General features: G+C 65.8%; 9 protein-coding genes and 1 tRNA gene. 4 read left to right on the top strand and 6 right to left on the bottom strand.

Annotation, left to right across the window (positions count from 1 at the left end; translation table 11 throughout):
- Window positions 1–198: 198 nt before the first annotated feature.
- The gene (locus tag ACNR9O_RS05870; protein ID WP_473700711.1) at window positions 199–1,044 is read right to left on the bottom strand and encodes a response regulator; all 846 of its coding nucleotides are present in this window, start codon (window positions 1,042–1,044) and stop codon (window positions 199–201) included.
- Between ACNR9O_RS05870 and ACNR9O_RS05865 the strand changes: the two genes are divergently transcribed.
- The 3 genes from ACNR9O_RS05865 (at window position 1,043) to ACNR9O_RS05855 (ending at window position 6,946) form a co-directional block, all read left to right on the top strand.
- Complete coding sequence (locus tag ACNR9O_RS05865) at window positions 1,043–3,913, top strand: hybrid sensor histidine kinase/response regulator (RefSeq protein ID WP_473682196.1); 2,871 nt, start codon at window positions 1,043–1,045, stop codon at window positions 3,911–3,913. The two genes, ACNR9O_RS05870 and ACNR9O_RS05865, sit on opposite strands and share 2 nt — an antisense overlap.
- Window positions 3,914–4,042: 129 nt before the next feature.
- Complete coding sequence (locus ACNR9O_RS05860; RefSeq protein WP_473682197.1) at window positions 4,043–5,722, top strand: FecR family protein; 1,680 nt, start codon at window positions 4,043–4,045, stop codon at window positions 5,720–5,722.
- A 54-nt stretch (window positions 5,723–5,776) separates the two neighbouring features.
- Window positions 5,777–6,946, top strand: a complete 1,170-nt coding sequence (locus ACNR9O_RS05855) for a CHASE2 domain-containing protein (RefSeq protein WP_473682198.1) — start codon at window positions 5,777–5,779, stop codon at window positions 6,944–6,946.
- A 23-nt stretch (window positions 6,947–6,969) separates the two neighbouring features.
- On the opposite strand, the gene ACNR9O_RS05850 is transcribed toward ACNR9O_RS05855, so the two are convergent.
- The 3 genes from ACNR9O_RS05850 to ACNR9O_RS05840 form a co-directional block, all read right to left on the bottom strand.
- Window positions 6,970–7,605 carry a response regulator gene (locus ACNR9O_RS05850; protein WP_473682199.1) on the bottom strand — a complete coding sequence of 212 codons (636 nt, stop codon included), beginning with the start codon at window positions 7,603–7,605 and terminating at the stop codon, window positions 6,970–6,972.
- A gap of 62 nt (window positions 7,606–7,667) precedes the next feature.
- The gene (locus ACNR9O_RS05845) at window positions 7,668–8,369 is read right to left on the bottom strand and encodes a response regulator (RefSeq protein WP_473682200.1); all 702 of its coding nucleotides are present in this window, start codon (window positions 8,367–8,369) and stop codon (window positions 7,668–7,670) included.
- Window positions 8,370–8,456: 87 nt separating this feature from the next.
- Window positions 8,457–10,517 (bottom strand): response regulator, encoded by a 2,061-nt coding sequence (locus ACNR9O_RS05840; RefSeq protein ID WP_473682201.1) that lies wholly within the window; start codon window positions 10,515–10,517, stop codon window positions 8,457–8,459.
- 288 nt (window positions 10,518–10,805) lie between these two features.
- On the opposite strand from ACNR9O_RS05840, the gene ACNR9O_RS05835 reads away from it, so the two are divergent.
- Window positions 10,806–10,881 (top strand) — tRNA-Thr (locus ACNR9O_RS05835).
- 65 nt (window positions 10,882–10,946) lie between these two features.
- On the opposite strand, the gene ispH is transcribed toward ACNR9O_RS05835, so the two are convergent.
- Both ispH and lspA read right to left on the bottom strand, forming a co-directional pair.
- Window positions 10,947–11,909, bottom strand: coding sequence for a 4-hydroxy-3-methylbut-2-enyl diphosphate reductase (gene ispH, locus ACNR9O_RS05830; protein WP_473682202.1), 963 nt, complete (start codon window positions 11,907–11,909; stop codon window positions 10,947–10,949).
- 61 nt (window positions 11,910–11,970) lie between these two features.
- The gene (gene lspA / locus ACNR9O_RS05825) at window positions 11,971–12,471 is read right to left on the bottom strand and encodes a signal peptidase II (protein ID WP_473682203.1); all 501 of its coding nucleotides are present in this window, start codon (window positions 12,469–12,471) and stop codon (window positions 11,971–11,973) included.
- Window positions 12,472–12,517: the final 46 nt, after the last annotated feature.

The raw sequence follows: 12,517 nt of genomic DNA, 5'->3' as shown, positions 1-12,517 counted from the left end.
CACTTGGTGAGGCATATTTTGGTGACGTGTCGCACGCTTTGAATCAGAAAAGTCCTAACGGCGCTAAAATGTGCTTTTAGTCACATTTATATGCTCTTGACGCATGCTAGGCATACCGGCCCAGAAAACAGACGCGCGATGACCCGCGTGCCGGCAGCTGCAGACACGGGTCGGGTTCGCGGGAAGGTGGGAAAGCGGTTACAGCAGTCCGCTGGAACGGGCGTAGTCGAACAGCTGCTTGTCGCTTTCCAGGCCGAGCTTGCGCATAGCGTCGCGCTTCTGCTGGCTGATCGTCTTGACGCTGCGATCGGTGCGACGGGCAATTTCGGAGACGGTGACGCCCTGGGCGAGGAAGCGCACTACCTCGGCTTCGCGCGGAGAGAGCGCACCGGTCTCCTCGCCGCCGTCGATCTGCCGGCGAGTGCGTTCGCTGAGATAGACGCGCCCGGCCTTGATCATGTCGATGGCGAGCATCAGCTCGCGGGTCATCGCCATCTTGTCCACCACGCCGCGCACGCCGGCGGCAAGCATGCTCTGCACCAGGGCGGGGTTGCTGAGCATGGTCAGCACCAGGACGGGCAGCTGGGGAAGGCTTTCGCGCACGCGCGCGAGCATGGCCAGGCCGTCCTCGTCGGGGTTCTCGGAGGGCATGGCGAAATCGGTGATGAGCAGATCGCAGGATTCGCGAGCGAGCAGTTCGAACAGCTCCTTGCCGCTGCGTGCCTCGCCGACGATGCGGAAGCGGTCCCCATAGCTTTGCAGGGCGGCCTTCAGTCCCATCAGGACGACGGGATGATCGTCGGAAATAATGACCCGCAAGATGCGCCACCCATGCCGATAGGGAATCCGTTCGCCAACCTGCGCCGGGCGCTCCATGGCCGACGCGCCCGGTTTGTACCGGACCGCGGGCAACAGTAGCATGAACGCGCAGCGAGGCATGGACTCCGGCCGCCTGCGCCATGGGGATAACCACTGTGCGGGCGGCGCCGAAGTCGACGTGCTTGCCGTGCACCCGATCCGCACCGCGTCGCCCAGGAGCGTCATGCCGAAGATCTTTCGCCCCCCGTCGTCCAGGCTGGCCGCCGCACGCGCGCTGATGGCCATGCTGTGGGTCGATAACCAGGCGATTCCGGTATCCGGCGTCACGCTGATGCTGGCGGCACTGCTGATCCTGGTCGCCATGGCGGCGATGGCACTGGCCTGGCGACTGCAGGGCCAGGCCGAAAAATTGCGGCGATTGCAGAGCCGGCTGGATGCACAGCATGCGTTCTCGCGAGCCGCGCTCGATGCCCTGCCCGCTCCGGTGCTGGTGCTCGATGCCAACGGCGGCGTGGCGACGGCCAACGCCGAAGCGGAACGACAAGCCGCCGCGGCGGTGGCCATGCGAACGGCGCTCGAAGCGAACGGCGAAGGCCCGTGGCCGCACGAACTGAGCTACGCCGACGACGCGGGCAGCCCGCACCAGGCGCTGCTGTGGAAGCACGCGGCGGGCAGTGACAGCGCACTCGCGCTGCTGCTCGACATCACGGCGTTCCGCGATGCCGAACGTGCCGCGAAGATCACCGACCAGGGCCTGCGCGAAATCACCCAGCACATTCCGGTGCTGGTATTCACCTTGCACCGTGACGTGCATGGCGTGCGGCGCGTGACCTTCTCTGCCGGCGACGCGCGCGCGTTGTTCGGCGTGGAAGCTTCCGAGTTGCTCACGCCGGACGGCGTCCTGCAGGAACGGCCATTGCAGGAGCGCATCCACCCCGATGACGTGGGCGCTTTCATGCAGTTGATCTCCCCGGTAGGCGACGATACCGCCCCACGCTCGCTGGACTTCCGCGCGTTCGGCGGCGAGGGCCTGCGCTGGATCCACGCCATGCTCGCGCCACGCATTCTGCCGGACGGCGGCATGCGCCTGGTCGGCTATTTCATCGATACGACCGAAATCAATGCGCGCAACGAAGCGCTGCGCATCGCACGCGACGTGGCCGAGCGCGCATCGAAAGCCAAAGCCGATTTCCTGGCGACGATGAGCCACGAGATCCGCACGCCGATGAACGGCGTGATCGGCATGCTCGAACTGCTCGGCCGCACGCCGGTGAATGCTGAGCAGCGCGAGCTGCTGCGCGCGGTGGAGGACTCCGCCAGCGTGCTGCTGCAGGTACTCAATGACATCCTGGATTTCTCCAAGCTCGAAGCCGGCGACCTGCGACTGGACGAGACGCCGTTCGATCCGCGCGTGCTGGCCGACAACGTGGTGAGCGTGATGGCCGCGCGAGCGCAGGCCAAGGGCCTGGCGATCCATCTGGCGGTGGACGCCACCGTGGCCGGTGTCGTGCGCGGCGACAGCGTGCGCCTGCGGCAGATCCTGCTGAACCTGCTGAGCAACGCCACCAAGTTCACCGAGCGCGGCAGCGTGGCCGTGCGCGTGGTGGTGCTGGGCGATGACGGCGTGCGACAGCAGCTGCGCATCACGGTGACCGACACCGGCATCGGCATCCCGCTGGAAAAGCAGGCGCATCTGTTCGATCCGTTCACCCAGGCCGAGGTTTCCACCGCCCGCCGCTATGGCGGCACCGGCCTGGGCCTGGCGATCTGCCGTCGCCTGGCGGAGCTGATGGACGGCACGGTCGAACTGCACAGCGAACCCGGCGTCGGCACGACCGTGGCCTTCGACGTACGTCTGCCGGTGGAGCGGCGCGAAACCGATACGCCAGCCGCTTTGCGCGGACGCCACGCGGTAGTGCGCCTGCGCGCCGCCGACCCGGCCGCGGCGGTAGGCGAGCACTTGAAATCGCTGGGCATGACCGTGGAACAGGCGCCGCCCCAACAGCCGCTGCGCGAAGGCATGGCCGCCAGCCTGTTGTTCGTCGATCCGGCCGATCAGGACAGCGAGACGCGGCTGAGCGCGCACGTGGTGGCGGTGACCGACGAGGCCATTCCCTCCGGCGGCACCGAACGCCGCGGCGAGCGCCTGTTCCTGAGCACGAACCCGCTGCGCTGGCAGGCGCTGATACGTGCCTGCCTGGGCGCGCTGGAACTGCGCGAGGACGCTTACGCGGAAACGCCGACGCTTCCGCAGGAATCCGCGGCGCCGGCCGACGCGCAGCCGGGATCGGCGTTGACCGCGGTAGCCGCGCCGCATGGGCACGTGCTGGTGGCGGAAGACCACCCGGTCAGCCAGCAGCTGATCCAGCGGCAGCTGGCGATCCTTGGCCTCAACTGCGATGTGGTGGACAACGGCGTCGATGCGTTCGAGGCGCTGGATAGCCACGACTACGCCCTGCTGCTGACCGACTGCAACATGCCCGGCATGAGCGGCTACGAGCTGGCCACCGCGTGGCGCCGGCGCGAAGCCGAAAGCGGCAGTCCGCGGCGTCTGCCGATCATCGCGATGACCGCCAACGCACTGGCCGGAGAGGCCATCCGCGTGCGCGACGCCGGCATGGACGACGTGCTGGCCAAGCCCCTGCAGTTGCAGCCGCTCAGCCAGAAGCTGAGCCAGTGGCTGCCCGACGCGGGAGCCGCGCCGCCTTCGCCCGGCGGCCCGGGCGCTGCCCTGTCGCTCCGACCGCTGGCGGCCGGCGCACTGACCGGCATGGAGGCCGCGGAAGACGGGCCGGCGCTGTATTCGGACATGCTGCGCGCCTTCACCAGCGCCAGCCGCGACGATCTGGGCGAGCTACGCCACAGCGTCGTGGGGCGCGATCCCGCAGCCGCGGCTCTGAGCCTGCACCGCTTGCTGGGGGCACTGCAACTGTTCAGCGATGGCCCGCTGCTGGATCAGGGCCGTCATCTGCTGGAAGCCTTGCACGGGCCAGCCGCGCCGGAGGTGCTGCCGGACCTCGCCGGCTTCGCGGCCGAGGTGGAGCGGCTCCTCACCAAGCTGAACGATGCGCCGACCGAGCGGAAAGCCGGTTAGCTATTTTCCCAGGCGTCCGCGACAATAGGAAATATCTGAACTCCGCAGTAGGCGCATGGTGACGGACATCCATCCGCCTAGAGGGACCGTGCGGGCGAGCGTCAGGGGGCGCAACAGGAGAGTTTTCCCATGAACTACAGGGTTTGGGGGCGGCCCAGGCTCGACCGCTGGTTATTCGCCGCTCCGTTCGTTCTCGCCTTCGCTGCATCGGCCTTCGCCGCGACCCCGTCCTCCGACTGGAGCTACCGGGTACGGCCCAAGGACAACATCTGGGACCTGGCCGCGCATTACCTGAAGCCGGGCATCCCCTGGCAGAAGCTGCAGGACTACAACCAGGTCAGTGATCCTCTGCATCTCCCGCCCGGCATGACGTTGCATATTCCGGTCGCCTGGCTGCGCCTGGAGCCGGCCAAGGCGAAGGTGATCGCGGTGATCGGCGACGCCACCGCCACCGTGCCCGACAGCGCCCAGCCGATGCCGGTGAAAGCCGGTATGAGCTTCGGCTACGGCACCAGCCTGGCGACCGGTAACGACACCAGCCTCACGCTGGAATTCGCCGATGGCTCGCGCGTGCTCGTGCAGTCCAACAGCGAACTGGCGTTGGATCGCCTCAGCGCCTATGGCGATACCGGCATGGTCGACACGCGGCTGCGCCTGCAGCGCGGACGCGTCAACAGCGACGTGCATCCGCTCACCGGCAGCGCGGCGCGCTTCAGCGTGTCCACGCCGGGCACCATTTCGAGCGTGCGCGGCACGCATTTCCGTGTGGTCGCCGATCCGGATGCCGGCGCGGCGCGCACCGAGGTGACCGGCGGCAAGGTGGATGTCGGCGGCAAGAGCCGCCATGTGCTGGTGAAGTCCGGCCGTGGCGTGGCCACGCAGGATGGCGCGGCACCCGGCCAGCCGCAGGAGCTGCCGGCCGCGCCTGCATTGGAGTGCCCGGTGGGTCCGATCAATCAGTTTCCCGCCGAGCTGCACTGGGCCGAACAGACGGACACGCCACGCTATCGCCTGCAGATCGCGCCGAACGAGAAGTTCGAGGCGCTGCTGCTCGATCGCACGGTGACCGGCATCAAGGCCACCCTGCCTGATCTGCCAGACGGCACGTATGCGATCCGCGTGCGCGGCATCCGCGCCGACGGCCTCGAAGGCCTCGATGCGACCTGCCCCAAGGTGGCGATCGATGGAACGCCGCAGCCGCCGCTGGTGGTGTCGCCGCAACCGGACAGCAAGGTGCGCGACAAGCGCCCGACGTTCCGCTGGACCGAAAGCGTGCAGGCAGTCTCTTATCAGTGGCAGCTTTCGTCTGACCCGGCGTTCGCGCAAGTGCTCGCCGAGCAGCCTGAAGTGCGTGGCGACAGCGCGCGCGCTCCGCAGGCGCTCTCTCTGGGACGCTATTACTGGCGCGTCGCCAGCCGCGACAACAGTGGCAAGGTCGGCCCCTACACCCACGCGCTGCCGTTCGATCTGGTCGAAGAACCGCCGGCACCGGTGCCCGGCGAGCCCAAGCGCTCGCGTGGCGACCTGGTGCTGAGCTGGCAAGGCGGCGACACGCCCGGCCAGCGCTATCACGTGCAACTGGCGCGCACGCCCGACTTCCAGCAGCCGGAGGTGGACACGACCGTGGACAAACCGGAGCTGGACCTGAAGAAGTTGAAATCCGGCAAGTGGTACGTGCGCGTGCAGACCATCGATACCGATGGCTATGCCGGCCCGTGGAGCCCCGCGCAGAAGACGCGTATTTCCTGCGTATCCTGCCGCTGGGCGCTTGCCGGCGGTGGCGCTGCCCTGCTCTGGCTGGTGCTGTGACCGGATGAGCGAGCACGGCGACGGGATGTGTATCGCTTCGAGGCGCGGCCTCGCATGAAGCGTCCGGATCCCCTCGCCCTGCTCGCCCGCGTGCTGGGCTGGATGATGGGCGTGGCTGCGCTCACGCTGATCCTCGCCAGCGGCATGGCGACGCGGCTGGACAACGCCTTCTACGATCTGCACATGCGCTCGTGGACGTATCGTCCCGGCGATGCCGTGGCGATCATCGCGATCGATCCGAAGAGCCTGTCCATCCTGGGCAACTGGCCGTGGCCGCGCGCTATCCATGCGCAGCTGCTCGATCGCCTCAGCGAGGCCGGCGTGCGCGCGGTCGGGATGGACGTCACCATGGCCGAGCCCGACCTGCGGCATCCCGAGAACGATCAGTCGCTGGCCCAGGCGATGCGCCGCAATGCGCACGTAGTGATGCCCGTTTTTCCCGAAGCGGCGGAACTCGGTGGCACGCTGGAAGAGATGCTGCCCACGCCCGTGATCGCCAGCGCAGCGGCGACGTTCGGACACGTGGACGCGGCCAAGGACGAGGACGGCGTCGTGCGCGGCGCGTATCTCAAGGCCGGGCTGGGCAGCGCCTACTGGTCCGCGCTCGCCGTCGCCGTCCATGATCTTGGAGGCGAACACGCGTCCGCGCCGGAGCCGGCCAGCCTGCATCGCTCGGCCGCCGAAAAAGGTTCGCCCTATCAATGGATACGCGACGACTACGTCATGCTGCATTTCGCCGGGCCGGTCGGCAGCTTCGACCAGGTCTCGTATGTCGACGTGCTCGAGGGGCACGTGCCGGCGACGCTGCTGAAGAACCGGTGGGTGCTGATCGGCGCAACGGCAGCGGGGCTGGGCGATCTGCTCGACACTTCCGCGTCCGGCGGCAGCGAACGCATGCCCGGCGTGGAGTACCAGGCCAACCTGCTCGAATCGGTGAGGAACGGGTCGACGCTGGCGCCGCTCAATCTGACCGGTCAGCTGGCGATTGGCGCCGCCGTGCTCGCACTGCCGTTTCTGCTGTATGGACTGCCCGGCCTGTCGCGCATGTGGCCGATCGCCGTGCTCACATTGGCCGCCTGTTTCGTCATCAGCATCGGACTGCTGCGCGGTGCCGGTCTGTGGTGGCCGCCGACCGGATGCGTGGCGGTGATCTGCGCCGGCGTGGGCGCGTTTGCGCTGATGCAACGATGGCGCCTGCACCATGGGAAAGCGTCGACGGATTGACTCGCAACGGTACGGTGCGCCCGTCAGTCGATGACGCGATGACTTCTCGCCAGATCGATCACGTCGCGGATATTGGTCAAGCCCAGCTTTTCCATCACGTTGCGCTTGTGCGCGCTCACGGTCTTGTTGCTGATGCCCATACGCCGTGAGATGTCGATGTTGGGCATGCCGAGCGCCAGGCAGCGAAACACCTCCAGTTCGCGTCTGCCAAGCATGGCGAGCGGATTGTCGGCTTTCCGCGGTGCTACCGGCGAAGCGGCCGCGGCAACCATGATGTCCCGGCTGAAATAGACCATTCCCCGCGCTGCCAGCTTGGCCGCTATCACGATGTCGTCCAAGGCGGTGCGCTTGTGTACGAAGCCGTCAGCGCCGGCACGGAACGCGCGTACGCCGCCCACGAGCTCGTCGCCGGCCGACACCACGAGGATCGCGATGCTGCCGTAGTCCCGCCTCAGAGCGGAGATCACTTCGATGCCATCGAGCAGCGGCAGGTCCAGATCGATGATCAGCATGTCGGGCCGCAACTCGAGCACCACGGAAAGCGCCGCCTCCCCGTCCGTGCATTCCGCCAGTACCTTGAAATCCCCTGCCCGCTCCAGCAGGGAACGGATGGCCTCATTGATCAATGGATGATCGTCTACGATGACGGCGGTAAACATGCTGCGTCTTGTCCGTGAATGACCCTCGCCACGCCGGGCTTCCCGTGGAAACGGAGCACCGGTCAGTAACCGACTTCAGTGGCGTAGGCGTAGATCTCCATGTCGGAACGAAGGCCGAGCTTCTTCATCGCATCGGTCTTCTGCTTGCTCACCGTTTTGACGCTGCGGTCCAGCTTGTTGGCGATCTCGGTAACGCTCATGCCGGCTACCAGCAGGCGGATCACTTCGCTCTCGCGCTCCGTGAGCTTGCTCACCGAATGCGCCCCGAAGCGCGCCAGGCGGCCTTCGAAAGTGGCGCTGACGAAAACATGCCCCATCGCGGCGAGCCTGACCGCAGTATGGATCTCAGCTATGGCGGTGGTCTTGTCCACGATCGCCTTCACGCCGGAAGACAACAGCGCCTGCAGCAGCCCGACATTGCGCAGCATGGTCAGCACAATGATGGGCAGGCGCGGGCGCAGGTGGCGCAGGCGCTCGATCAGGCGGATACCGTCCGGTGAACTGTCGCTCGGCATCACGTAGTCGGTAACCACGGCATCGCATTCGACGCGGTCGAGCAGCGAAAGGAGTTCAACCGGGCAGGATGCCTCGCCAACGACCTGAATGTCGCTGCCGCTGAGGACGGCCATGACCCCCTTGCGGATGATGGGATGATCGTCGGCGATGATGATTCTGATGCTTGAATCGTTCTTCGTATTCACGGGATGAACTCCTTGGCTGTCGAAAGCCGCCCTAAGGAAATGAACGGATGATTCCGTCGGCATGGATCTTCTGCGCGGTGCATCCCGAAAAGGCCAGCCAAGCCATCCCTGAGCCTTACGTGCAGTTATTGGGATTCTCAATGGGGGACGTCACAGCGTTCTATGCGACTTTTCCGAAAATTTGCTCGTACTCGTCGGAAATGTGCCGCTCGATGAGATATATCCACGCATGCCATCAATGAACTTGTCGATGCATGCATCGAGTTTTTGCGCGCGATCGAAGACTTCCCGCTCCGATTCGCTCCTCTCCACCAAGGACGCCGCGCTGGACAACGACATCGCCCCAAAGAAAGCACTCATCCCACTGACGGCGTGGCTGACCTGGCGAAGGCACGAGGCGTCTTTCGCGGCCATACCCGTGCGGAGGCGGTCCTGCTCTTCGCGCATGTCGCGCAGATAGCTTTCCAGCAGAGACGAGTCTTCGCCGAATACTTCACGTATGCGCGAGCTCAAATGTTCGGCATCGACCGAGCCCGGATCGGTCGGCGCGCAAGGCTTCGCTCCACCATGTCCGGACCGAGGCCCGAGCCAGGAGTGCAGCTTGTCCGCCAGCAGCGATAGCCGGATCGATTTGGGTAGCACATCATCCATCCCGGCCTGGAGACATCGCTCACGGTGAGCATGCGAGGGATTGGCCGTCAACGCGATAATCGGCAGCGTACGTACGGTTTCCATGGAGCGGATGCGACGTGCGAGCTCAAGGCCGTCGATGCCAGGCATCTGGCAATCGGTGAGAACCATGGCGTAGCGCCTTTTCGACAGTGCCTCCAGGGCTTCGTGACCGTCGCTCGCCAAGTCGCAATCCCAACTCAGGAGTTCCAGTTGGCGGCCCAGCAGGGTTCGCGCGATGTCATTGTCTTCGACCACCAAGACGGCGTGGCCGGTGGATAGCGCGTCACCGCACCCTCGCTCGAATCGTCCTTTCATGCCCAGCCGGATGGGTACTGCGCCGCCATTCTCTTCCCACCATGAAAGGCCCGCGCGTTCGCACCATTTGCCGATCAATCGTCGAACCAGCTCCGTCTGGCATGCCTGGCCGACAACGGGCGCATCCGAGGCTTCTCGCATCGGCTCGAGCAGCCACTCGATTTCCTGCCAGCTGTCGTCTTCGTGCAGCACGCGGAGACTCTGCCGCCATGAAGCGCCACCTTTCGTCATGGCATAGCGCCAGAGCGATCGCAGGGCGTGCTTCACACTCTCCTCGCTTCCTTTCAGACGGAAGTCGACGCCGCTCGCCACGCCCGCAGATACGTCCATGCCTTCCGCCCTCCAGGTCTCCGCTTCTTGAGCGGTGATGTCACTTGGGTCGAACGGGCGAGACTCCGACGCCGCACCACCCGCTTCCAGCCTGGCCAGGTTCAATATGTCGTCGAGCATGTGCTGCAACGTGTGCGAGGCGACTTCCGCCCCACGCAGAAGCACTCGCTGATGGGGATCCAGAACGGAGCAGCCAAGCAGCTCGAGCGTCCCGAGGATGCCCGTCATCGGTGTGCGCAAATCATGGCTCATCGCCGCCAGGAGCGAATTGTCCAGACCCGGCGCGCTGAGCTCATCGCGATCCTGATCTTCCGCTTCATCCAGCATGCCAAGCTGCACAGCGTCCCAAACCGATGCAACGGGAAACAGAGCGAGGCGATAACGGCGCTCGACACCCTCCCGATCCCGGCGCGAGAACGTGCCGGACGCTTCTTTGGCATCGCCACGCGTGCGAAGGGCATCGCAGATGCCTTCCGCGCCGAAGACATGCCCGTAGGCTTCATTGGCGGCGAGGCACCTGCCTTGTGCGTCCTCGCAGAACACGGGATGCGGCAGGGCATCGAGCATGGCCGCGCAGACGGCACCCTGTCGCGAAGCGGCCTGCCGAATCATCCTCTGGCGACGCCAGAGGCACGCCATCGCGATCGCGATGGCCACGAACGCAAGGCAAAGCGACAGGTCGGCCAGCCAGCCGGCCCGGGACCACAGACCGCTATCCGGCCAGGATCCGTCATGCGGCGACATCGCGGCGCCTTGCGCCCATTCCCCGGATTTCGCTGCGACATCGCGTGCCAGGAGGCGGCAGCAAGCTAACGCACAGATCACGACCAGCCCCAGCCCGAGACTGTCTTCAAAAGAAAACCGTGGCTTGTCCGTGGAAGCCATGAAACGCATGCTGTACCTCCCCTCGGTGTCGAGCGCCTCCCTGATAGGAAGGTCGATTGGAAGCAGGCCGGCGCTTCTTGTCCCCTTGGGCTGTCGGATGACAGCCGGAATGCCGCTTCACCTACACCGGCATGTGGCCCGCTGCAGGCATTCTGAAGCGGACCGGTGCACTCAAGGCATTGGGACTGCTCCGAAAACATCCCCCAAGGACTTAAAGCGTGCGTTAGTCCGGCCGGCCGGCAGGAAGATCCCTGTCTTGCTTCCCGGCAGAACGATCCGTACAATTCGCGGCTCTCTGCCGGAATAGCTCAGTTGGTAGAGCGGCGCATTCGTAATGCGTAGGTCGCAGGTTCGACTCCTGTTTCCGGCACCAGAAAAAAAAGGCCCGCCTGATCGGCGGGCCTTTTTCTTTGCTTCGCTTGCAGCAGCGGGCTGGCGTCAGAGCTGCGCCGACGGGCTGCCGCCGGCGAGGCGCAACTCCTTGGGCAAGGCGAAGGTGATCGTCTCGGCCTCGCCCTCAAGGTCGTGCACCTCGCCCGCCCCCCAGGATTGCAGCCGGGCGATGACATCCCGCACCAGCTTCTCCGGCGCCGAAGCGCCGGCAGTAATACCGATGCTGCGCACGCCGTCCAGCCAGGCGCGCTCGATGTGCTCGGCACCGTCGATAAGGAACGCACGCACGCCCTGCTTCTCCGCCAGCTCGCGCAGGCGGTTCGAGTTGGAGCTGTTCACCGAGCCGACCACCAGGACCAGGTCGACTTCGTCGGCCAGCCGGCGCACCGCATCCTGGCGGTTCTGGGTGGCGTAGCAGATGTCGTCCTTGCGCGGCCCTTCGATGTCGGAGAATTTCTCGCGCAAGGCCGCGATGATGGCCTTGGTGTCGTCGACCGACAGCGTGGTCTGAGTGACATACGAAAGCGCATGCGGAAAACGCGGCTCCAGCTTCGCCACGCATTCCACCGACTCGACCAGCAGGATCTCGCCGGCATTGGCCGGATTCCACTGGCCCATCGTGCCCTCGACCTCCGGGTGTCCGGCGTGGCCGATCAACACCACGCTGCGCCCGGTGCGGCCCAGGCGTGCCACTTCCATATGCACCTTGGTCACCAGCGGACAGGTGGCGTCGAACACGTTCAGGCGACGGCGGTCCGCCTCTTCGCGCACGGCCTTGGACACGCCATGCGCGCTGAAGATGACCGTGGCGCCGTCGGGCACCTCGTCCAGTTCCTCGACGAAGACCGCTCCGCCCGCGCGCAGCTTGTCGACCACATAGCGGTTGTGCACTACTTCGTGACGCACGTAGATCGGAGCGCCATAGGACTCGAGCGCCCGCTCGACGATGGCGATGGCGCGGTCGACGCCGGCGCAGAATCCGCGGGGATTGGCGAGAAGGATGTCCAAAAGAAGCCTCGATGGTGGGGCCCCGGCCGGCTCGTGGCCTGCTCGGGTACCTAGGCGTCGATTATCTCACGCCCCCGGACTGCTTGCCGGCAAACAGTCCGAACGCGATCAACAGCACGGCGCCCACCGTAATGCCGCAGTCGGCGACGTTGAAGACAGGGTAATACCAGTCCTGGTAATGGACCTGGATGAAGTCGGTCACCTGGGCCGCATGCAGGCGGTCGATCAGGTTGCCGATGGCACCGCCGATGATCAGGCCCAGCGGCAGGGCCGAGCGCCAGTCGCGCCGTTCGGTGCGCGTGAGCCACACCAGGAGCGCGCCGCTGATCGCGATCGCCAGACCGACGAAGAACCAGCGCTGCCAACCGGCGCTGTCGGCCAGAAAACTGAAGGCGGCGCCGGTGTTGAAGGCCAGAGTCCAGTTGAGGAATCCCGGAATGATCACGTGCTGCGTACCGGCCGGCTGCAGCGCCGACAGCGCCCACCATTTGGTCGCCTGGTCGAGCGCGATCACCAGGGCGGACAGCCACAGCCAGGGCAATGCGTTGGGTTTGCTGCTCATGCGCGTTCTGCTGAAGGAATGCAAGGAGGGCGACCGGCTCGCGCCG

The organism is Dyella sp. CR10 (assembly GCF_055814425.1).
Note: the sequence above shows the minus strand (reverse complement) of the source record. Positions and strands in the feature narration are given on the sequence as shown.